This is a genomic window from Candidatus Tokpelaia sp., from assembly GCF_008636115.1.
GTDB lineage: Bacteria > Pseudomonadota > Alphaproteobacteria > Rhizobiales > Rhizobiaceae > QLZD01.
The window spans coordinates 13,818-35,543 of sequence record NZ_QLZD01000013.1; the positions used below are offsets into that span (position 1 = coordinate 13,818).

16 protein-coding genes are annotated in these 21,726 nt (G+C 53.0%); 6 read left to right on the forward strand and 10 right to left on the reverse strand.

The window, feature by feature from the left end; translation table 11 throughout:
- Positions 1-23: 23 nt before the first annotated feature.
- The 4 genes from DPQ22_RS00745 to DPQ22_RS00760 all read right to left on the reverse strand — a co-directional run bounded on the left by DPQ22_RS00745 (position 24) and on the right by DPQ22_RS00760 (position 5,822).
- Positions 24-818: a hypothetical protein gene (locus tag DPQ22_RS00745; protein ID WP_150212677.1), complete on the reverse strand. Its 795-nt coding sequence runs from the start codon at positions 816-818 to the stop codon at positions 24-26.
- A gap of 68 nt (positions 819-886) precedes the next feature.
- Entirely contained in the window at positions 887-1,966 is a 1,080-nt protein-coding gene (prfA, locus tag DPQ22_RS00750; protein ID WP_150212678.1) for a peptide chain release factor 1, read from the reverse strand.
- Between the two features lie 38 nt (positions 1,967-2,004).
- A complete protein-coding gene (ptsP, locus tag DPQ22_RS00755) occupies positions 2,005-4,281 on the reverse strand; it encodes a phosphoenolpyruvate--protein phosphotransferase (RefSeq protein WP_150212679.1) in 2,277 nt (758 codons plus the stop codon).
- A 110-nt stretch (positions 4,282-4,391) separates the two neighbouring features.
- Positions 4,392-5,822: an aspartate kinase gene (locus tag DPQ22_RS00760; RefSeq protein WP_150212680.1), complete on the reverse strand. Its 1,431-nt coding sequence runs from the start codon at positions 5,820-5,822 to the stop codon at positions 4,392-4,394.
- Between the two features lie 618 nt (positions 5,823-6,440).
- Between DPQ22_RS00760 and ubiG the strand changes: the two genes are divergently transcribed.
- Positions 6,441-7,175 (forward strand): bifunctional 2-polyprenyl-6-hydroxyphenol methylase/3-demethylubiquinol 3-O-methyltransferase UbiG, encoded by a 735-nt coding sequence (gene ubiG, locus DPQ22_RS00765; protein ID WP_150212798.1) that lies wholly within the window; start codon positions 6,441-6,443, stop codon positions 7,173-7,175.
- A gap of 42 nt (positions 7,176-7,217) precedes the next feature.
- Here ubiG and DPQ22_RS00770 read toward each other — a convergent pair whose 3' ends face one another.
- Together DPQ22_RS00770 and grxC are read right to left on the reverse strand one after the other, a co-directional pair.
- Positions 7,218-7,730 carry a DUF1178 family protein gene (locus DPQ22_RS00770; RefSeq protein ID WP_150212681.1) on the reverse strand — a complete coding sequence of 171 codons (513 nt, stop codon included), beginning with the start codon at positions 7,728-7,730 and terminating at the stop codon, positions 7,218-7,220.
- Between the two features lie 4 nt (positions 7,731-7,734).
- Positions 7,735-7,995 carry a glutaredoxin 3 gene (gene grxC, locus DPQ22_RS00775; RefSeq protein ID WP_150212682.1) on the reverse strand — a complete coding sequence of 87 codons (261 nt, stop codon included), beginning with the start codon at positions 7,993-7,995 and terminating at the stop codon, positions 7,735-7,737.
- 352 nt (positions 7,996-8,347) lie between these two features.
- On the opposite strand from grxC, the gene DPQ22_RS00780 reads away from it, so the two are divergent.
- The 4 genes from DPQ22_RS00780 (at position 8,348) to DPQ22_RS00795 (ending at position 14,821) form a co-directional block, all read left to right on the forward strand.
- On the forward strand, positions 8,348-9,640 hold the full coding sequence (locus tag DPQ22_RS00780; RefSeq protein WP_150212683.1) for an adenylosuccinate synthase: 1,293 nt from the start codon (positions 8,348-8,350) through the stop codon (positions 9,638-9,640).
- Positions 9,641-9,762: 122 nt separating this feature from the next.
- Positions 9,763-12,447, forward strand: coding sequence for a hypothetical protein (locus DPQ22_RS00785; protein WP_150212684.1), 2,685 nt, complete (start codon positions 9,763-9,765; stop codon positions 12,445-12,447).
- A 351-nt stretch (positions 12,448-12,798) separates the two neighbouring features.
- The gene (locus tag DPQ22_RS00790; RefSeq protein WP_150212799.1) at positions 12,799-13,746 is read left to right on the forward strand and encodes a polyprenyl synthetase family protein; all 948 of its coding nucleotides are present in this window, start codon (positions 12,799-12,801) and stop codon (positions 13,744-13,746) included.
- Positions 13,747-14,089: 343 nt separating this feature from the next.
- The gene (locus DPQ22_RS00795; RefSeq protein ID WP_150212685.1) at positions 14,090-14,821 is read left to right on the forward strand and encodes an LON peptidase substrate-binding domain-containing protein; all 732 of its coding nucleotides are present in this window, start codon (positions 14,090-14,092) and stop codon (positions 14,819-14,821) included.
- 467 nt (positions 14,822-15,288) lie between these two features.
- On the opposite strand, the gene DPQ22_RS00800 is transcribed toward DPQ22_RS00795, so the two are convergent.
- The 3 genes from DPQ22_RS00800 to DPQ22_RS08715 all read right to left on the reverse strand — a co-directional run bounded on the left by DPQ22_RS00800 (position 15,289) and on the right by DPQ22_RS08715 (position 19,823).
- Entirely contained in the window at positions 15,289-18,018 is a 2,730-nt protein-coding gene (locus DPQ22_RS00800; protein WP_150212686.1) for a TIGR02302 family protein, read from the reverse strand.
- A gap of 152 nt (positions 18,019-18,170) precedes the next feature.
- Entirely contained in the window at positions 18,171-19,502 is a 1,332-nt protein-coding gene (gene lysA / locus DPQ22_RS00805; protein ID WP_150212687.1) for a diaminopimelate decarboxylase, read from the reverse strand.
- A 129-nt stretch (positions 19,503-19,631) separates the two neighbouring features.
- The gene (locus DPQ22_RS08715; RefSeq protein ID WP_190323086.1) at positions 19,632-19,823 is read right to left on the reverse strand and encodes a lipoprotein; all 192 of its coding nucleotides are present in this window, start codon (positions 19,821-19,823) and stop codon (positions 19,632-19,634) included.
- Positions 19,824-19,989: 166 nt separating this feature from the next.
- Between DPQ22_RS08715 and DPQ22_RS00810 the strand changes: the two genes are divergently transcribed.
- On the forward strand, positions 19,990-20,637 hold the full coding sequence (locus DPQ22_RS00810; protein ID WP_190323075.1) for a TlpA disulfide reductase family protein: 648 nt from the start codon (positions 19,990-19,992) through the stop codon (positions 20,635-20,637).
- Here DPQ22_RS00810 and DPQ22_RS00815 read toward each other — a convergent pair.
- Positions 20,634-21,542, reverse strand: a complete 909-nt coding sequence (locus tag DPQ22_RS00815; protein WP_150212689.1) for a YihY/virulence factor BrkB family protein — start codon at positions 21,540-21,542, stop codon at positions 20,634-20,636. The genes DPQ22_RS00810 and DPQ22_RS00815 overlap by 4 nt on opposite strands.
- Positions 21,543-21,726: the final 184 nt, after the last annotated feature.

Genomic DNA, 21,726 nt, shown 5'->3' on the forward strand with positions numbered 1-21,726 from the left:
CTGCCATGTGCTTTAACTTTTCTTCAGCCATTCTGCCGCTCCTTATTTCCCTCTTGCATCTCAGGGAACAGCTTTTCTGTAATTTTTCCTCTTAAAATATCAAAATGCTCCCTGTTATCCGTTGTTTTGCCAATGGTTAGTTCACGAACATAATTTAATTTTTGCTCGACAAATTTTTTATCACATTGTTGTTGCGGAACAAGATTTACTTCTTTTAGCACTAATCCCAGCCCTGCGAACACTTCTTTCGTGAATTCAATCGTTTTTGTAATATTTTCTTGAAAAAATGGGTTCAGAAATATGCAATTATCATCATAATAACGGATAAAGTCTTGTTGAGAAAGAGCTATCTCATTGATATATTTTTGCAAAAAATATGTCAAAAATAATTGTAATCTGGCACCACCTTCAGCCTTGCTTATTGCCTTTTGCGCCTCAGCAGTAAAATCATATGCAAGGTTCTTTAAGAAATTTTCGCAGTCAGTTTTTGAACTGCGGCACAAAATATCAAACAAATTCTCATCACCAAGAAAGTAAAGTGCATCAATGGAACTCCGCATTGTCAGAAGAGTTTTATGAACAACTTGCAATTTTTGCCAACATACAGCTAGGGCATCAAACTCTTTCTCGGTAAATTTTAACTTTTGCGTCAAATGAAAATCTAAATTTCGCTTAAGGGTTTCCAGTTCTTGCGCATATTTATTTTTCTCCGTCTCTAATTTCTTAGTTGCCTTGCGCCCTTGCCGTGCCGTCCACAACGCAACACCGCCAGCAATAATAGCAGCCAAAACGGATACAGAGGCAGCCCAATTTTGCATAGCCGCCCTCTCCCTTCAGCCCTGCGATGAAGGCATAGCAGCCTTCCCCAAATCCCAAGTAAAAGCGGCTAGCCGCCTTCCCCCATCTCAGCCAGCAGGGCGGTTTGGTGGTCGGTGATGAGCGGCTCAATAATTTCGTCCAGCTCGCCTTCCAGCACTTTATCCAGTCTGTATAAAGTCAGGTTAATGCGGTGGTCGGTCACCCGCCCCTGGGGGAAATTATAGGTGCGGATACGCTCACTGCGATCACCGCTGCCCACCTGGCTTTTGCGCTCGCTTGAGCGCGCGCTTTCCGCCTGCTGCCTTTCCATATCATAAAGGCGGGAGCGCAAAACCTGCATAGCGCGGGCGCGGTTCTGATGCTGCGATTTTTCCGCCTGCACCACCATAATACCGGTGGGGATATGGGTAATGCGCACCGCCGAATCGGTCGTATTGACATGCTGGCCGCCGGCACCGCTCGCCCGCATAGTATCAATGCGAATATCTTCCGGCCTTATTTCTATATCAATTTCTTCTGCCTCCGGCAGCACCGCCACAGTTGCTGCCGAAGTATGAATACGGCCGCTGCCTTCCGTCTCCGGCACGCGCTGCACCCGATGCACGCCGGATTCAAATTTCAGCCGGGCAAAAGCACCGCGCCCGGCAACAGCGGCAATAATTTCCTTATAGCCGCCAACCTCGCCCTCACTGGCAGAAACCAGCTCGACCTTCCAGCCCTTGGCCGCAGCATAGTGCTCATACATACGGAATAAATCGCCGGCAAATAAAGCGGCCTCTGAGCCGCCCGTGCCGGCGCGGATTTCCAGCAGCACATTGCGCTCATCAGCGGCATCTTTCGGCAGCAGCAAAATTTGCAGCCGCTTTTCCAGCTCTTCCGCCTCGGCTGCTAATTGCGGCACTTCCGCCTGCGCGTAAGCACGCATAGCGCTGTCTTCATTATTATCAGCCAGCAGCTCGGCTAAATCCGCCTGTTCCTTACGCACCGATTCCAGCGCCTGCAAGAGAGCAACAATGTTTTTCAGCTCGGCATATTCGGCCGCCAGCCGGCCGTAATCGCCGCTAAAAGCCTCATCATGCAGTTGCGCTTCCAGCATTTCAAAGCGCTTTTTTATCTGCTCTATCCGTGTTTGCGGCAAGGTCACCATATCTTCCACCTTTATTGCTTTTTAACCTGACCACAGCCTCACACGGCAACATTATGCCTTTGGGCGAAATCAAGCAGTGCCGGGCGCAAGCTTGCCTCATTATAGCCCTGCTGCAATTTTTCCTGTAAAAAAGCAGCAATCTTGCCCTCATGCAGCGATAATAGCATAGTCTTTACCGGGCCAATGGCGGCCGCCGACATAGAAAGCCGGTGATAGCCAAGGCCGATCAGCACCATGGCCGCCAGCGGCTTGCCTGCCATTTCACCGCATAAGGTCACCGGTGTGCCGTGCCGCGCCGCCGCCGCGGTGATTGAAGCCAAAGCGCGCAGAAAGGCGGGCGAAAACCAGTCAAACCGCGCGGCGACATATTGATTGCCCCTGTCGGCCGCCATCATATATTGAAACAAATCATTAGAGCCGACCGAAACGAAATCTACCGCCTGCATCAGGCCGTCAAGCTGAAACAGCAGATTCGGCACTTCTATCATTGCTCCCAGTTTTATCTGTGCCGGCAAATCATAGCCGAAACGCGCCAAATGCGCCTTTTCATGCTCAATCAGGCGGCGGGTTTTTTCAATTTCCGCCAGCTCGGTTACCATAGGCAGCATCAGCCGCAAACTGCGCCCGCTCGATGCCTTGAGCAAAGCGCGTAATTGAATGCGCATCAAGGCTTTGCGATCTAATGTCAGCCGCACGGCGCGCCAGCCTAAAGCAGGGTTTTCCTCACGCTCCTTCTGGCGGAAATAGGGCAGCATTTTATCACCGCCAATATCCAGAGTGCGGAAGGTAACCGCTTTATCACCGCCGGCACGGTAAACATTGCGATAAAGCTGCTCCTGCGCTTCAGCCTTGGGGAAAGCAGAGGCAATCATAAATTGCAATTCCGTGCGAAACAGGCCAATGCCCTCTGCCCCGGATTCCGCCAGATGCGGGATTTCCACCAGCAGACCGGCATTCATCAATAATGTTATTGCCACTCCGTCCAAAGTGCGTGACGGCCGGTTTTGCAAAGCATGATATTTTTTTTGCTTATCGGCCAGAAAACGCAATTTTTCGGCGTAAGCTTCTTTTATTGTTGTATCCGGGCGGACATGAATTTCGCCTTTATCACCGTCCACAATCAGCGCTTCACCGTTTTCCACCAGCGAGAAAATGCCTTCAGCCTGGCCGATAACCGGAATGCCCAAAGCCCGCGCCACAATAACTACATGGCTGGTATCGGCGCCATCTTCCAGCACCAAAGCGCAAATTTTATCGCGCGGATAATCCAGCAGCTCGGCGGCGCCCATAAAACGGGCAATAATAATATTGGAGCGGCTTTCGCGCATAATGGCCGGTGCCTGATTTTCTCCGGTCAAATGCGTCAGCAGACGATGCGCCAAATCATCAAAATCCGACAAACGCTCACGCATATAGGCATTTTTGGAAGACGCCATGAGGGCGCGCATATCATTTCGCACTTTATCTACTGCCGCCTGTGCGGTCAGCCCGCTCTCTATCGCCGCTTCCAGCCGTTTGACCCAGCCTTTATCATAAGCAAACAGGCGATAGGCTTCCAGAATATCGCGATGCTCACCCGCTTGCGCCATATCACCACGTGCCAGCATGGCGTCAATAGAGCGGCGGACAGAATCCAGCGCCACTACTAATTTGTGCTTTTCTGCCGTATTATCCTCATGAAACATTTCATTCACCGCAATGCGCGGCGCATGCAAAACCGCATAACCAAGGCCGACACCTTCATTCAGCGGCACACCGATTAAAGAAAAAGAGCGCAAGCGCCGCGCCGGTGACGGCGCCTCCGGCGGCTCTTTCATCGGCAATTTTCCGGCAAAAATCAAATCAGCCAGCAGCATGGCGACAATTTCCAGCGCGGCGATTTCTTCATCACTATAGGAGCGGCGGCTGCGGCTCTGCACGGTTACAACCCCCAGCATTTTGCCGGCGCGCAAAACCGGCACACCAAGAAAAGAGGAATAAACCTCCTCTCCTGTTTCCGGCAAATAGGCAAAAGAAGCATGTTGCTGCGCGTCAACAAGGTTGAGCACCCGGCCGGTTACGGCAATATTGCCAACGAGTCCCTGCCCCAGCTTTAAGCCGACATTATGCACAGCTTCCGGATTCAGGCCCTTGCTGGCATAAAGCTCCAATACACTGTCGCTGCGCAAAATATAAAGCGAGCATACTTCAGCCTTCATATTATCGGCAATAGCGGCAACAACCCAATCCAGCCGCTGCTGCGGCTCCATATCCCCGGCAATAAACCGGCGCAAATTCTTTAAAAATTCTGTGGGATTGGCTTGCTTTTCCGTCATTATCCTGCCTTCTGTTTCCGCGCCTGCCGGCAATAACTGCTTTTTATGGCAAGGCTGCGGCACTTGCCGCCGGTTTTACCTTTTTCCTCCTTTGGCAGACGCCGGCCTGTTCATATTTTATCCAGCCCGTAAATGCCGTGCAAACTGCGCACTGCCAGTTCCGTATAGGCATTATCGATTAAAATGGAAATTTTAATTTCCGATGTGGTAATAGCGCGAATATTGATGCTTTTTGCCGCCAGCGCCTTAAAGGCTGTTGCCGCTACCCCGGCATGGCTGCGCATGCCAATGCCGATAACCGAAATTTTCGCCAGCTCCGCTTCCGATTGCAACACATCATAGCCGATTGCTTTGCGATTATGCTGCAAAACCTTTACCGCTTTGGGCAAATCCACCTGCGGCACGGTAAAGGTCATATCCACGCGCTCGGCATCTTCCGAAACATTTTGCACAATCATATCAACATTAACGCCCGCTTCTGCCAAAGGGCCGAAAATAGCGGCCGAAACACCCGGCCTGTCGGCCAGGCGGCGCAATGAGATCTGCGCCTCATCACGGGCAAAGGCAATACCGGTTACAACCTGCTGCTCCAAAATTTCCTCCTCATCGCAAATAAGCGTGCCGGGCGGGTTATCAAAATCCCCCTGACCGGGGTCATTCGGCTTATCAAAGCTGCAGCGCACCACTGTGCGCACTTTATGCACCATAGCCAGCTCAACCGAGCGCACCTGCATGACCTTGGCGCCAAGTGACGCCATTTCCAGCATTTCCTCAAAAGCAATGCGGTTTAAGCGGCGCGCTTTCGGCTCCAGCCGCGGATCCGTAGTGTAAATACCGTCCACATCTGTATAAATATCACAGCGATCTGCTTTGATTGCTGCAGCCATTGCCACAGCGCTGGTGTCGGAGCCGCCGCGCCCCAAAGTGGCAATACGACCATCTTCGGCTACACCCTGAAAGCCGGCAATAACCGCTACCTGCCCCCGCTCAAAATCCTGAATAAGGGCAGCAGCGTCCAGAGCAACAATCCGCGCGGCACCATGCCTGTTATCGGTAATAACGGGAATTTGCCAACCGGCCCAGGAGCGCGCTTTAATCCCCATTGCCTGCAAGGCCAGTGCCAGCAAACCGGCGGTCACCTGCTCACCGGAAGCAACAACCGCATCATATTCCCGCCAATCATAAGGCTGGAACCCGCCGCCGGCAGCATGATCCAACCCCGGCGCCTTATGCGCCGCAGTTTTGGCCGAAAGGCGCTTGCCGCCATTATGCGCCGCGGCCCCCGCCGCTTTTTTTTTAACTGCCGTTTTTGGGGCTGCTGATTTAGCAGCTTCAGCGGCACTGACAGCGGCCGGCGCGGTTCTGGCCGCAGCCTCATACACCCATTCTATCAGCCTGTTTGTTTGCCCCGCCATGGCAGAAACAACCACGGCAATGTGATGACCGGCCTGCACTTCGCGCCGCACATGACGCGCCACATTGCGGATACGCTCACTATCAGCAACCGATGTCCCGCCAAATTTCATCACAATGCGCGCCATTTACATATTCACCTCATCATTCCCCTCATGCGTAAAGCGCGCATTGTCTTTTTTCCGGGTTTTCGGCTGCGGGCAAAACCTGGCCGGTCCTGCCGCCTCAAAGCCGGCGCGCCATTACCATATTCACCTCATCATTCCCCTCATGCGTAAAGCGCGCATTGTCTTTTTTCCGGGTTTTCGGCTGCGGGCAAAATCTGGCCGATCCTGCCGCCTCAAAACCGGCGCGCCATTACCATATTCACCTCATCATTCCCATGTGTAAAGCATGGTTACGCAATTCCCGCTTTTTCCGGCAGCCGGGCTGACCGAATTTCACCCATACACCTCTTTTGCTATACGGAAAAACGGCCGATTTAGCAAGCCTTTCCCCCGGCAATCAAGGATTTTTCACCCGCCGATTATGCTTGAATCGCCGCCGCTGCTTGCTTATTATACTGGAATATCAAGGCGTTTTCATTTGATAACAGCCTGAACCCGAAGGGGCGCGCGCAAGCGTGCAGATAGCGCATAAAGGGCAGTATTATGAGCGATATATCCACTCTCACCACAGGCACTATAATGAAAACAGATGACAAAAGCGGGCAGCGGGCGCACAAGCCGGACGGAATAGCCGCCAATATGGCAGAAACCACCATTGACCCGACAGAAATAGAGCATTTTGCCCGTCTGGCGGCAGAATGGTGGAACCCAAGCGGCAAATTCCGCCCGCTGCATAAATTCAACCCTGTGCGTCTGGCCTATATTCGCGATAAAATCTGCCAGGCTTTTGATCGCGATCCCAAAAGCGCAAAACCGCTCGCCAATATACGCATTGTTGATATTGGCTGCGGCGGCGGCCTGTTATGTGAACCGCTGGCGCGCCTCGGCGCCGATATTACCGGCATTGACGCCGCCGCCGCTAATATTGAAATTGCCGGAACCCATGCCGGGCAAAGCGGCCTGAAAATAGATTACCGCACCGATATGGCTGAAAATCTGGCCGCAAAAGGGGAGAAATTTGATGTCGTGCTCAATATGGAAGTGGTGGAACATGTCGCCAATGTGCCGCTGTTTATGCAATCGACTGCCGCTTTGGTGCAGGCGCGCGGTCTGATGTTTGTCGCCACTTTAAACCGCACTTTGCAGGCACGCGCTTTGGCCATTATCGGCGCGGAATATATTTTGCGCTGGCTGCCTGAAGGCACACATGATTACCATAAATTCCTCCGCCCGCAGGAAGTGGAAACTCTGCTGGCCTCAAACGGCCTGAGCGTGATTGATGAGACCGGCATCACCTATAATCCGCTGGCTGATACATGGAATTTGTCACGCAATATGGCGGTTAATTATATGCTGCTTGCCCGCCGCCTTTAAAATTGGGGGAAGACCGGCACAGCGCGCCATTAAACCGGGGGTTTAATTATTATCTTCAGGCAGAGGCGGCAGGGGCATGACGTCAATGCCTTCTTCCTGCAAAGCGTGAATATCCTCTGCTCCGGCCCTGCCGTAAATGGAGCGTTTTTCAGCCTCACCAAAATGGATTTTGCGCGCTTCCTCGGCAAATTTCTCGCCGACATTTTCAGCATTTTCACGCATTTTGCGCGCCAGTGTCTGCAATTTATGCAAAACTTCCAGTTTGCGCCTGTGCATTTTTTGCAAAACCAGTAATTGCTGTAGCACTTCTGTCCGCTCAGCCAGTGCCGGCGCAGAATTATTCTCTTCCACCTCCCGGCCGGCACCGGGCCGCAAGCTGTCTCTGTTATGCGCGGCAGAAATATGCGGCGCCATCAGCCCTTTACCAATTACAGCCGAACCGCAGGCCGGGCACAAAATCAGCCCGGCATTTTTTTGTTTTTCATAATCTTCATTGCTGCCAAACCAGCCTTCGAACTTATGTTCACGCTTGCAATAAAGGGAAAAGCGAATCATAATTTCAGTCTTTCTTCAGCAAAGCGTCCAGTTTGCCTGCCTGTTCCAGCGCAAATAAATCATCACAACCGCCAATATGACGATCATCAATAAAAATTTGCGGAAAGCTGTTGCGCCCATGCGCTTTTGCTACCATTTCGGCGCGGATTGCCGGATTGTCGGAAGCGATAATCTGCTGATAGGCGACACCCTTTTTATCCAGCAGCGCCATGGCCCTGGCACAAAAAGGGCAGCCCGGCTTAGTATAAATAACAATATTCGCCATTATAATACTCCTTAAAACTAAAGAGGAACTCCCGCTTGCGCCCCTCTTGCCAATATAGGCGCAAAGAAACTGTTTCTCAAGCTTTGCCGGAGACAGACGCCAAAACTTAACCGGGATTTGCCGGGAAAAACAATAAAGGGCAGCGGCCCGGTGCCGGCGGCAAAAAGGCAATTCCTCACACTTAACCGCAAATATATGAGGCAATGCCTGTCAAACCTGTATATAAGTCCGTTGTTTTTGCTGTAATTGGCAAGCGCGGCAAAAACATAAAATAGACAAAGCGATGAAACTGTGCAAAATGCAGGGGCAAGAGCGGGGCATGGCTTGCCATATTGGGAAAGGCTCAGTTTAAATGGCCAATGTAGCGGTAATCGGCGCCCAATGGGGTGATGAAGGCAAAGGCAAAATTGTCGACTGGCTGGCCGAGCGTGCCGATGTGGTTGTGCGCTATCAAGGCGGCCATAATGCCGGCCATACATTGGTGATTAACGGTGTTTGTTACAAATTATCGCTGCTGCCTTCCGGCATTGTCCGCGGCCGGCTTTCCATTATCGGCAATGGCGTTGTCATTGATCCGCATCATTTTGTCGCCGAAGTTAAAACCTTGCAGGCGCAAGGAGTTGCGATTACGGCAAAAAACCTGCGTATTGCTGAAAATGCGCCGCTTATTCTTTCTCTCCACCGCAATCTGGACGCTGAGCAGGAAAATATGGCGGCTGCCGGCCTGAAAATCGGCACAACCAAACGCGGTATCGGCCCCGCTTATGAAGATAAAGTCGGCCGGCGCTCTATCCGCCTGGCCGATCTGGCAGAGCCGGAAAGCCTGATGCCTAAAATTGAGCGGCTGCTGGTGCATCATAATGCCTTGCGCCGCGGCATGGGCGAGCAGGAAATAAAGCCGCAAAATATTTATGCGGAACTGATGGAAGTAGCCGCCGATTTACTGCCTTTTATGGCCAGAGGCTGGAAAATACTGGACGAGCATTATCGCAAAGGGGCGCGCATTTTGTTTGAAGGAGCGCAGGGCGCTTTGCTGGATAATGATTTCGGCACTTATCCTTATGTTACCTCTTCCAATACTGTCTCAGGCCAGGCCGCCGCCGGTTCCGGCCTTGGCCCCGGCGCTGTCCATTATGTTCTGGGCATTGCCAAAGCCTATACAACCCGTGTTGGCGAAGGCCCCTTTCCCACAGAGCAGGATAATGCTGTCGGCGCTTTGCTGGGTGAGCGCGGCCATGAATTTGGCACAGTTACCGGGCGCAAACGCCGCTGCGGCTGGCTGGACAGCGTGGCCTTGCGGCAAATGGCGGCAATATGCGGTATTAACGGCCTTGCTTTGACCAAGCTTGATGTGCTGGACGGTATGAGTGAGATTAAAATCTGCACCGGTTATGTGCTTGACGGCGACATTCTGGATTATATGCCGGCTTCCATTGACCAGCAAAATCGCCTCAAACCGCTTTATGAAACCCTGCCGGGGTGGAAGGAAAGCACCGCCGGAGCGCGCCGGTTTGCCGATTTGCCGGCACAGGCCGTGCATTATGTGCGCCGGATAGAAGAGCTTGTTGCCGCCCCGGTTACGCTTGTTTCCACCGGAGCAGACAGAGAGGATACAATACTGATAAAAGACCCGTTTCAGGACTGAAAGGCAGCCAAAATTGAGGATAAACGGCGGCTTTCCTTTTATGCTGTTGTGAAAACCATTGTCAAAGGGCTATTCTTGGTTAAAATTGAAAACAATGAAAGTTTTTCAGGTATAATTGTTTCATGGTAGATTTTGTCGGCTTATTAAAACGAACCATTGAGGCGCAGAGCAATGCGACACCGGCATTGCGTCTGCGCATTTATGACCGAACCCGTGAAACTGTCGAGCGGCAAATGACAGGCAAAAATCTGCCGCCCGATATTATTGCCTTACAGCGCCGCATGTTGGAAAAAGCTGTTGATGAGGTAGAAGATTTTTACTGCAATAATAGTGCCTTGCCGGCTGGAAAAATGCCTGATGACAGAGCAGAAGTTTTTGCCGCTTTGCAGAAAAATGCCGGCATAAAACCGCCGGGAATGCCGCAATCGGCTGAATATCGGCTATATAGCGCTATTGACAGACAGCAGCCGGGGGGCGGCGTTTTGCCCGATATTGGCCCTTATGGTCATTATCCTGCCGGGCCTAATCAAAGCGAAGCGGTCTATGGTCACATTACCATGCCGGCACAGGAGGGCTATGAGCCTTCCTCTGCCGCCCCCGCCACTGACAGCCGTGATTTTGCCGCTTTTCCGCCCATTGCCGCCGTGACAGCCGGGCAGAGTGACCCTGTTTATCACGCCCGGCCGTTTGCTGCGGCGCCGGCCGCTGTGAGCGCTTCACCCTATGGCGGTTATGACAGCATTATGGCAGCAAAATCAGATGCCGGCGCGGGGGAGAACGGCCGCCGTTTCAGCCTTGATGACAGGGAAGAAGAACAAAATGCCTTTTTCCCTTATGGCGATGATGAAGCCGGCGGCCGTAATGAAGCAAGCCGGTTTCACCAATATAGCGGGCAACAGCCGGCATCTTTTGCGCCCGAAAATTATGATAATGCAGCAAAAACAGCCGTTTTTGCCCGCCGCTCGCCTGATCAGCCTGTCTCTCTTTTACCGGATTTCGCCGATAACGGGTTTCAGACTTTGCCTGAGGAAGAAGGCGCTTATCATCACCCCCGTTCTGCCGACCGGGCGGGCGGTGTAGCGCCAGGCTTTAATACACCGCCTGATTATCCCCCCTATAATCCGGGGAATATGCCGCAGGAGCAGCCCCGCCGCCGACAGCAAGGGGTAAATTATCCTGCGCTTTCTACCGGCTTTAACGCTTATGGTGAGCCGGATCGCCGGCCCGATATTGGTGAAACCGGCACCATTGCCGCGCCGCGCCGGATACAGCCTCCCTATAATCCTGCAACAGAGCAGGAACAAAAAACGGCAGAAGGTGGAAATTTTTCTCCTCTGCCAAATCTGCTGTTTGAAGAAGAATCGGCAGAGCCTTTGCCGGTTGCGGCCGATTTTCCGGGAGAAGCCGAGCCGGCTGACCGGCGCTATCATAGCGGCACTGCTACGCAAAATACGACAGCAGCTTTGCCTTTTGCCATTGCCAATATGCCGGTAATAGCAGAATCGGTTGAGAAAAATTCTCCGGCCGATTTTTCTCCTGTACCGGATTTTTTGCTGAATGCGCCGGAAGATGAAAATTACGGGGCAGAGCCGGCGCAGCAGAGCGAACACAACCCGGACGGCCAAAACCTGGCGCAAATGGCAGCAGGCAGTTTTGATCTGGAGCAGGCTCTGGCCGCACCGAAAAGCGGCGATGAAAAACATGCCTTGAGTAACATTGCCGGAAGTGCGGGCGAGTTGCATGATCATTTTTCTGATCTGACATTAGATGAAATTCATAAAGCCGATGTGCTGCTGCCGGAAATGCAAAACGGCAAAATTACACATGCGGCAAACGGGGAAGCCGGTAATCTTGCTGTCGGCGCCGGCAGCAGCATTGCTTCCGGCATTTTTGCGCAGGCCGCAATACAGGAAAAACGCCGCTCAGGCAAAAAACGGCTGCTGACCGGCGGCGCGATTATTGCCGCCCTTTTGGTGATTTTTGGCGGTATTTTCTGGTTTTTGACCGATTTTCTGAAAACAGACAAGCACACAATCGCTTCTCTTGTCGATAAAACACCGGCCGCAGCGGCACCTCAGGCAGAAACAATAGAAAAAGCCACTCAACGGCTTATGCCGGACGGGCAGGAAGAGGCTATAGAGCCGCCGGCGCAGGACAATATAGAAAATACCATAGAAAAACAGACGCCCTTGACTGAAATGACGGCCGCCGGCGAAGTTGAATTTCACGAGGCGCAAACTGCTCTTATGCCGGCTACATATAGTAAAGGCACGGTAAAATGGTCACTCCTGCATGAAAAAACGCCTGAGGCGATAGAAGATACAATATTGCGTGGGGAAATTGCTCTCCCCGGCAAGGATATATTTGCGCGCCTTACACTGCGCCCCAATCACGATGCCGGTATTCCGGCCGTTTATCTGGCAGAAATAATGTTTATTGTGCCGGAAAATTTTGAAGGCGTAGCTATTGATAAAATCAGCCCGCTTATGTTCAAGGCAACGGAGCAATCAACCGGGCAGGAATTGCAGGATATGCGCGTTTACAAAATCAACAGCAATTTCTTCGTAGTGGCGATGAATATGCCGGAACCGGGCAGAAATCCGAAATTGCAGCGCAATATTGCCTTGATGGAACAATTACCTTGGTTGACAATGAATGTTGCTTATAAAAACGGCCGTATTGGTGAGTTTAATTTTGCCAAAGGCGATAAGGGCAATGCCTTGTTCAAACAGTTTTTTGATTCTCAATCTGCTGCCCTGCAAGGCATGGCGCCGGCAAGTCAGCCGAAAGTCAGGGCAGCACAATAAAGCCGCGCCCCCGTATCTCCTTCCTTCAATCACCGGCGCAGTATAATTTATTGGGAAATGGGGCTGGCTGCAACTGCCGGGACAAATGGCACGAAATCTGGTGCAGCATAGCTCATCAGGAAGTGCGGTCAGGCCGCAATAAATGCGATCTGGCCAAAATATGCCGCCCCAATAGCGCTCATCAAAAAAACAGAGCAAGATAGCGCCCGGTTTTAAAGCCGCTACAAAGAGGAGCGCGGGATCGGGAGGCTGAAAGCTGCCGCGCCGGGTGCCTGAAGGCCGTGGCAGCGGGCTGAAAGCCAGGGCAGATTTATCTTGACGCTTATCCATGATTGGTTCATTTTGCCGCTTATGGAAAAAGAAACTGCCAATATTACTCTATTTACAACTTTGTTACAGCGCCATGCCCAGGCAGTGGAAACACGGCTTGATGCCGCTTTGTCACCCTCAATAGCCGGGGCCCAAAGTTTCGTGCCGCCGCGACTGCTGGCCGCCATGCGCCACGGCGTCTTTAACGGCGGCAAGCGCTTGCGCCCTTTTTTACTGCTGGAAACGGCAGCGCTTTTTGCCGGGGAGAAGCCGGAAAGCCGGCAAAATTATCGGCACGCCGCGCTGGAATGTGCTGCCGCGCTGGAGGCTGTGCATTGTTATTCCCTTATTCATGATGATCTGCCCGCTATGGATAATGATGACTGGCGCCGCGGCAAGCCGACAGTGCATAAAGCCTATGATGATGCGACAGCAATTCTGGCCGGCAATGCGCTGTTCACTCTTGCTTTTCAATTATTAACGGCACCGGATAACGGGCTTGAGCCGCCAATCCAGGCGGAACTCAGCTATCAACTGGCCCTGGCGGCGGGTGCCGGCGGTATGATTGGCGGACAAATGCTGGATATTCTGGCCGAAAACCAGCAAAAAACGGCAGCAGAAATTATCACGTTGGAAATGATGAAAACGGGAGCGCTGTTGCGTTTTTCCTGCCTGGCCGGCGCTATTCTGGCTCAAACCACAGCAGAAAACCGCCTGGCAATGGCAAAATTCGGCACTGCTATCGGCTTTGCCTTTCAACTGGCTGATGATATTCTTGATATTAGCGGCAGTCAGGCTGCTTTAGGCAAAACACCGGGCAAAGATGTCGCCGCCGGCAAAGCGACACTGATTGCTCTATATGGGGAAGCAAAAGCCCGCGCTTTGCTGGCTGAAAAACTGGCAGAAGCACAAAATATGCTGGCTCCCTTTGGCGCCAGAGCCGATATTTTACGTCAGGCAGCGCATTTTATTGCCTGCCGTTGCTCCTGATTGCCGCCGGCACCGGCACTGGCGGCAGTCAAATCGGTTTTTCGGTTACGGGCAGTGCCGCTTCTCTCTGCCATAGTCGCCGTTAGCTATGTTTATTAACCGTAAAATCACAAATCCTGCCGCACTATTGACACTCTGCAAACCGCTTTTTTCCTGGTCTTTCCGCCAATAATGCAGTGCTGTTTCCGCCCTTTTACCCAAACGCTCCGGAAGCCGTGCGGAACTTTAAACTCTGCCCGGCCTTTATAAAGCCATAGAACAGCAACACCGCGCATAAAGCAATGTGTTACCGCCATTAAGGCAGACATAAAGGCTTTACTGCTATTTATTCAAGAGGAATCTCATGCAAGCCGGAAATGCCTTTTACACTTCAGCACAGGATATTCCTCAATGTTTACCTGTTTTATCAATGGCTTCTATTATGCTTATGCCGGGCGGCTTTGTGCCGCTGACTTTGTCTGAGCCGCGTTTTATCCAAATGGTAGATGACGCTATGCGCGGCGACCGGCTGATTGGTCTTGTTCTGGTGAAAAGCGGCAATAATGCTGCCAAAGCAGCAAATTATGATCCTTTGTCTTTTGATGCTGATCTGCTGCACAAATATCAGGCGGCCAATGATAATAATGCAACATGGAATATTGGCTGTATCGGCCGCATTACCCATTATAGCGAAGTGGGTGACGGGCAGATTATGATTTCGCTGCACGGTATTTGCCGCTTTCGCCTGGAGGCAGAACTGCAAACCGACAAGCCCTATCGCCAATATGCCATTACGCCTTTTATCGGCGATTTGGGCGAGAGTGATGATAATGCCCCGATTGACCGCGAAATGTTCCTGAGTGTTTTTCAGGATTATCTGGCGGCCAATCATATGCAGGCCGATTGGGATATTATTGCCGAAGTTTCCAATAGTGCTTTGGTCAATGCACTATCGACCATTGTGCCTTTTGCCCCGGCAGAAAAACAGGCTTTGCTGGAAGCACCGGATATAAAAACCCGCTCAGAAACCATGATTGCCATTGCCCAGCGCTCTATGTTGCGGGACGGCAAATATGGTCAGAGAATGGTGCAATAGCAGGGCGAACAGGCCGGGAAACCGAATCACGGCGAGGACGGAGAGAAAGCCGCCGGCACTGTGTGCGCTCACCGGCGCACACAGTGTTTTGCCGCGCCTGCCACCGGCCAACCCAGGCGCTTGTGCGCTCACCGGCGCACACAGTGTTTATAATATCTGCCGCCGGCCAACTCAAAGCCTGTGCGCCCATCTGCACACACAGTATTTTTTTGACGCCTGTTGCCGGTCAGGCCAATGCCGGCGCACAAATAAACACGCGCAATATTTTCGGCACCCGCGGCTCGAGGCCAGCCTGTCCGGGCCAATGCCTGCCGCCCATCTGCACGCGCAATATTCCCGGTTTACACGGCTCTCTTTGCCGGCGCAGGCGTAATATTCCACTATAATTATACTGCGCCGGCGCGGATTCCGCCGCCTTTGCCGCTTTGTTGGCGGCCCGCCGATAAAGGCAACTCGACAAAAGCTCTTTACTCAAAATTCAGCAGCCGCTCCAGATAATCTTTTTCCTGCTGCGGAGTAAGATTGCCCAGTTTTTTGCGAATTTCTTCCAGAATATGGCGGGCGCGCTGCCCGGCTTCTTCTTGCGGTATAAACATATCCTGCCCAGTGCCGGCGGGCCGCCCCAGCGGGTCTTGCGCGCCATTTTTTTGTTCGCGTCCACCGCCCGCCAATCCGGACGCGGTATCCTGTCCGCCACCTTCTCCCTGCTCACCGCTTTGCGTTTGTTGCGCTTCATCGGCTTTTTTCAGCGCCTCGCGCATTTGCCCCATAAGATTTTGCGCTCCTTCACGCAGAGATTGCAAAATTCGGGCTTGATTTTCGACAGACTGGCGCTCATCACCCTGTTCCAGCGCCCGGCCGGATTCCCCCATTTGCTGCTCAGCTTCCTTAAAATCATTTCTGGGTGAAAGGCCCTGTGCCTCTAATTGCCGCTGCAAAGCCTGCAAATCGCGTTGCAATCCCCCCTGCCGCTGCTGCAAATCCTGCCGCTGTTTATCACGCGCCGGCGTCTCTGTGCTTTGCTCACGCCAATTTTGCTCACGCAATTTATACGTCTCATCAAGTAATTGCTGCTGGCGGCGCATAATATCAGACAAATTATCCATTTGCTGCTGCATTTTGCTGTGTTGGCTGTTGCGCCCGCCGCTCAGACCGGAATCCTGATCTCCTTGCGTTACTTGCAGATTTTTCATCAAATCTTCAAATTCGGCCAGCAATTCTTCCCCCCGGCCGCGATTACCCTGTTTTGCAGCGTCTTCCAGTGCTTTCAGCCGCTTTTCCAGCTCACTTTCCCCCAGCATTGGCGCTTTTTGCCCGGTATTATCGGCGTTTTGATGCCCGCGCTCGGCCAGCATGGCAATATAATCCTGCATGGCATGGCGCAAATCCTGCATAAGCCGGGCAATTTCAGCCGAACTGGCGCCATTGCGCAAAGCCTCGCGCAGGGCCTGGCTCGCCAGCGCCAGACGGTGCTCGGCCTCTGCCAGCCGACCGCTATCCATACCCTCCGCTATGGCCCACATATAGGCGGCGACATTACTCAGCTCCTGCCGGCGCAGCGCCGCCGCCGCATCTTGCCCCGGCTGCGGCTGTAACGCATATTTCAGCCGGGCGCGCAGGCTGTAAAGCGCCAGAACTGCGCCTTTATCGGCAATGGTTTTTTCCGGTCGCAGCAATAAAGCGCCAAGCATATCCAGCAGGCGCGGCGCCGTTTGCATATTTTCAACCAGCAGCCGCCTTTGCTCAATCAAGGCTCGTGAAAGCGGATTAACAAAAGTTTTTTGCGGCAATATCAGCGATATTGGCGCGCTCACCGCTTTATTTCCAGCGCCGTCCTCTGCCACCAGACGCATGGTCACAAAGGCGCCGGCCCAGGGATTTTTGGTCAACTCTGCCTCAGTTGTCGCGGTGCCGCCGCGCCGGGCCTCATTTTCGGCCGGCAATGGACGCGGCACATTAAGAGCAATTTGCGGCGGCGGGAAAAGCGGTACCGGCGCCGGGCCGGCGGCCATAGCCGCTTTGTCCGGCTCTGCGCCCTGCCAGGCAACAAGCTTGCCGCCGCGATAGCGGCTTATCTGCGCCGGCCCTGTCAGCCTGGCAAACCAGGGCCAGGCCGCCTCCTGCGCCTGTTTGTCGGCAGGCTCTATTTCTGCCCAGGCTTTTTTTACACCATAATCATCATAAACAGCATAATTGAGTTTTAACATGCCGTTTAGCGCCCGCTCGGGCGGCTTGACCCAGCGAATTACCGGCGCCCGGTCAGGCTCTACGGCAAAAACCCAGCTTTTGGCCACAACCGGGCTTGATAAAGTGCAGGTAGCAGAGCGCATAAGTTGTAGCTGATAGACTGATCCGGCGCCCTGGCGCTGCGGCTGTAACCGGGTTTTAAAGCCCGGCCCGGCACAGCGTATAGCAGCCAGGCCGCGGCCATTATCATTAAGGCGCAAAGTCAGGCGGCTGCCTTGCGGCACGGAAATAGCCGCCGCGGCAAAAGCATTGCCCTTATCGCCTGCGGCAGCGCCGTTATTCTGAAAACTCTCACCGCCCGACAGCAAATAAACCGGCGGCCGGCCGGTATAATCCGGCGGGCTTACCCAGGCATCAAGACGCATAAGACCCGGCTGCCGCAAGCCAAAATAAAAAGCATCACCCAGGTGGCCGCCATTGCCGCCCAGATGGAAACAAAAAGCCACAGCAAAAGCCAGAAAAACAATGCTGCGCAGGGCAAAGCGGTCATAAACGGGAATATTGGGGCGCGGCGGGCGTAAATGCAAATTACCTGATTGCGCCTGCATACGCTTTTTATGCGCGCGCCACAAAGCGCGCGTTGCCGGCGGCGCCTCCCCGGCCAGAATAGCGCGGCTCAGCCCTAATTGCCCGTAATGCAAGGCATTATCGCGCTCCAGCCGCGCCTGTATCTCAGCCTGTGTCGGCCGGCGCAAAAAATACAAAAACAAACCGGCAGCAATAAAAGCGGCGACAAAAATTACCAGCAGCATTATATGAATAACAGGCGGCAGCACAGCAAACAGATTCAGCCAGCAGCAGGCGGCAAAAACCATAAACAGCAATAATAAAGGCAGGAAGCGCCGCCAGAAACGCTCAAATATAAGAACACAGAAAGTCTTGCCCGCCGCCCGGCGCATGGGCGCAGCAAAAGCAGCAATTCTGGCAAATTTTTGCGTCCAACGCCGCATAAATGCTCCCTTGAAACCCCACCCGGCCGGCCCAAAGCCGGCCGACCTTACCCCTAGAATAAGAGCAAAGCGGCAAACGGGCAAGCAGCCGGGGTTATATTCCCGCCTTTATCGTTAAAGCTGTGTTTTACAGGCCCGCTTCGGCCTATAGCCTATAGCCAATCCGGTATTTTATCCTGCGCCAGCAGGCTGTCGTAAGTTGCACGCGGGCGGATTATGGCAAAACGGCCGCCTTCTACCAGCACTTCCGGCACCAGCAGGCGGCTATTATAATTACCGGCCATGCCGGCACCGTAAGCGCCGCTGCTCAAAACCGCCAGCAGCGCCCCGGCCGGCATTAACGGCATTTGCCGGTCTAAAGCCAGATAATCGCCGGTTTCACATACCGGGCCGACAATATCGCTTTGATAGCACGGCTCTCCCGCTGGCGGGGCGACAACCGGCACAATTTCATGCCAGGCGTCATAAAGCGTGGGACGGATAAGATCATTCATACCGGCATCGACAATGATAAAATTTTTTGCCGCAGTCGGTTTGACAAACAGCACTTTGGTGACAAGCGCCCCGGCATTGCCGGTAATAAACCGCCCCGGCTCAGCGATAAAAGACAGGCCCAAACCACCCAGATACTGGCGCAGCAAAGCAGCATAGGCGCCCGGCTCAAGCGGCGGCTTTGCCCCGGCCTGATAAGCAATGCCCAGCCCGCCGCCAATATCAATATGCGTAATAGAAAAACCTTGCCGCCGCAAATCCTGCACCAGCCCGGCGGCAAAAGCAAAAGCCCGGGCAAAGGGTTCCGCCTGTTCGATCTGGCTGCCAATATGCACATCAAGGCCACAAATTTTTATGCCTTTCAGCCTTGCTGCCAAAGCATAGGCCTGCAATGCTTCTGCCTGTGGAATGCCGAATTTATTTTCGGCCTTGCCGGTGGCAATTTTGGCATGGCCGCCGGCCGCAATATCCGGGTTTATGCGCAGCGACACCGGCGCCTCTGCCCCCAATGCCTGCGCCCGCGCCGAGAGCAGTTGCAACTCCGCCGGGGATTCCACATTAAAACAGCCAATGCGGCTTTGCAGGGCAAAATCCATTTCCTCTGCCGTTTTGCCCACGCCGGAATAGACAATTTTTTGCGGGTGAAAGCCCGCGGCCAGCGCCCGGCGCAATTCACCGCCGGAGACAATATCCGCTCCCGCTCCCGCCCCCGCCAGCAGTTTTAACACAGCCTGATTGGAATTGGCCTTGACTGCATAGGCCACCAAAATATCCAGCCCGGCAAAAGCGGCCTTGAAAGCGCGATAATTCCGGCATATTACTGTCGCAGAATAAACATAAAACGGGGTGCCCACAGAAGCGGCAATAACGGGCAGCAGCACATTTTCTACCGCCAGCACATTGTCTTTATAGGCAAAAGCCTCAGTGCCGGGCGGAAAGCCCTGCTTTGCCCAGGCCAAAACCTGTTTATCACTGCTTTGCCTTTGACGCATAGTGCCGGAATCTGCCCCGCTTATTATTGTAACTGCCTTGCTGCCGGCCGAATACAGGCAAGCGGCGCAGCAAATCTGCCCGTCTTTGACTCTCGGCTAAAGACGACTTGTGACCGCAGCCTTTTGTGCCTATTTAATCAATTTATCCAGAATAAACGGCTTGTCGGGCTGCGGCTTTTTCACCATTTGCCCTTTTTCGTTTTGCATATAGGCTGAAGGCGGCAATTCCGGCGCGCCGCGCCGGCCACAGCCGGCCACAGCCGCCGCGCCGATTATCATGACCGCTGCCGGCAGGAATAATTTTTTAACACAGTCCATCATCGCGCCTTTTATTGCCTGTCATAAGCCTTATGATAATAAACGAGGCGGCAAAAAATGCAAGAACCGGCGGGTGAATAATTTTGCCGGCGCCTTGCCAAATACCGGCAGAAAGACTAAACTTCCGGCTTCTGCCCTGTTCTATAAAAGCGGCCTTCAGGGCTGTTTAATGCAAGAGTGCCTGCTTATGCTGTTTTTAAACCGTTTTTTCCGCTTTATTGCGCCAGCCTGTTTACTGGCGGCTTATTTTAATTTTGCCGGCGCGGCGGCAGCGCAGATTATTACGGATAATGAACAATGTCGGCCAGAGCCTGAGCGGCTTGACCATTTGCGCCAGGAGCAAAAGGGGGTTTTCCGCGCGCTGCGGCTGGCAGAAGATTCTTTCTATCTGGGCAATTTGCAATTTGCCGATGAAAATGGCGGAACTGCTCGTCTGGCCGATTTTTCCGGCAAAATGCTGCTGGTCAATTTATGGGGCATATGGTGCCCGCCCTGCCGGGCGGAAATTCCTGATCTGGCAGCTCTGCAAACCAGGCTGGGCGGCAAGGATTTCGCTGTTATGACAATTTACGATTATGTCAGCAGCGAAGCAAAAGTGCGCGCTTTTTTGGCTGAGCATCATGCTGAAAATCTGCCGCTTTATCATGACCCGGATATGAGCTTTTATAATTATTTGAAGCGTGCCGGCCTGGCGCGCGGTCTGCCTGTTTCCCTGCTGATTGATGCGCGCGGCTGCCTTATTGCCTCGCTTAATGGCGGCGCAAAATGGGATTCACCCGAAGCACTGGCTTTTATCAAAGCGGCCGGGCAGCCCTAAACATGTTCCTCTCGACTATTGGCTTCAATCGGCTGCCCCGGCTGTTGCCGGCGATTGCGATAAAACATAATGGCGGCGTTAATCTCACCGCCAATAATAAATACAGCCGACAGCATATAAAGAAACACCATAGCCACAACGATTGAGGCCAGCCCGGCATAAGTGGAAACATAATTGGCAAAACCGGCCAAATATTGAGCAAAGGCGACTGAAACCACCAGCCAGGTGACAAAGGTAAAACTAATGCCCGGCAAAATATCAAAAAAGCTTCTTTTGCCGGCGGGCAGCCATTTATGGGTGATAAACAAGCCGATTAACAGCACAATAATACTGATAAAATAACGCCAGAAGCGAATTGTGCCGAGATAAGGCGCCAGTGAGCCGATTTCCCTTTGCAGCAAGAGCAGCACCAGCGGCGCCAGCACCAGCAGCAGGCTGATAATCACAAAACTGATTGTGCCCAGAATGACAAAAAACAGGCTTTGGAAACGGCAAAAGAAAATGCTTCTTTTATCATGGACACGATAAGCGCGGTTAAGCGCCGTGCGCAAGGATTCTACCCCGTTAGAGGCAAAATAGGCCGCCGCCAGCGCCGAAACAGTCAGCAGCCCGCCATGCTGCATGGTCAAAACATTAGTAATTTCTGCGCCAATAGGCTGCACCAATGCTTCCGGCAACATATCCAGAATATAATTCAGGCTGGTTTCCGTATAAAATTTTGCCCCGACAAAACCGGCCATGCCGGTGGCAAAAATCAAAAACGGAAAAAAGGCCATCATGCCGGAAAGGGTAATATAACTGGCAAAAGCCGAGCCGTTTTCGGCAATAAAATGGCGCATTGCATTATAAAAAATCCGCCAGAAAAACAAAAAAGGGTGTTTTTTAAAACGCAAGGGTCGTTTCATCGCGCATAATTCCGCTCTGTTATCACAAATTTTGCGCCGGCCTAACGGCAGGAATCCGGCGCGGCGCTTGCGCAAACACCAGGCTTCGCCAAAGTGCCCCGGCAGCAGTGGGGGCACCTTCAAGGTCGCACTATCCTATTTATAGCAAAGCCGGGCAGAATCTCTGCCGGAACAAATATTCCGC

Coding starts and splice junctions, on each gene's coding strand:
- DPQ22_RS00745 (WP_150212677.1), bottom strand. CDS start 818: ATGCAAAATTGGGCTGCCTCTGTATCCGTTTTGGCTGCTATTATTGCT.
- prfA (WP_150212678.1), bottom strand. CDS start 1,966: ATGGTGACCTTGCCGCAAACACGGATAGAGCAGATAAAAAAGCGCTTT.
- ptsP (WP_150212679.1), bottom strand. CDS start 4,281: ATGACGGAAAAGCAAGCCAATCCCACAGAATTTTTAAAGAATTTGCGC.
- DPQ22_RS00760 (WP_150212680.1), bottom strand. CDS start 5,822: ATGGCGCGCATTGTGATGAAATTTGGCGGGACATCGGTTGCTGATAGT.
- ubiG (WP_150212798.1), top strand. CDS start 6,441: ATGGCAGAAACCACCATTGACCCGACAGAAATAGAGCATTTTGCCCGT.
- DPQ22_RS00770 (WP_150212681.1), bottom strand. CDS start 7,730: ATGATTCGCTTTTCCCTTTATTGCAAGCGTGAACATAAGTTCGAAGGC.
- grxC (WP_150212682.1), bottom strand. CDS start 7,995: ATGGCGAATATTGTTATTTATACTAAGCCGGGCTGCCCTTTTTGTGCC.
- DPQ22_RS00780 (WP_150212683.1), top strand. CDS start 8,348: ATGGCCAATGTAGCGGTAATCGGCGCCCAATGGGGTGATGAAGGCAAA.
- DPQ22_RS00785 (WP_150212684.1), top strand. CDS start 9,763: ATGGTAGATTTTGTCGGCTTATTAAAACGAACCATTGAGGCGCAGAGC.
- DPQ22_RS00790 (WP_150212799.1), top strand. CDS start 12,799: ATGGAAAAAGAAACTGCCAATATTACTCTATTTACAACTTTGTTACAG.
- DPQ22_RS00795 (WP_150212685.1), top strand. CDS start 14,090: ATGCAAGCCGGAAATGCCTTTTACACTTCAGCACAGGATATTCCTCAA.
- DPQ22_RS00800 (WP_150212686.1), bottom strand. CDS start 18,018: ATGCGGCGTTGGACGCAAAAATTTGCCAGAATTGCTGCTTTTGCTGCG.
- lysA (WP_150212687.1), bottom strand. CDS start 19,502: ATGCGTCAAAGGCAAAGCAGTGATAAACAGGTTTTGGCCTGGGCAAAG.
- DPQ22_RS08715 (WP_190323086.1), bottom strand. CDS start 19,823: ATGATGGACTGTGTTAAAAAATTATTCCTGCCGGCAGCGGTCATGATA.
- DPQ22_RS00810 (WP_190323075.1), top strand. CDS start 19,990: ATGCAAGAGTGCCTGCTTATGCTGTTTTTAAACCGTTTTTTCCGCTTT.
- DPQ22_RS00815 (WP_150212689.1), bottom strand. CDS start 21,542: ATGAAACGACCCTTGCGTTTTAAAAAACACCCTTTTTTGTTTTTCTGG.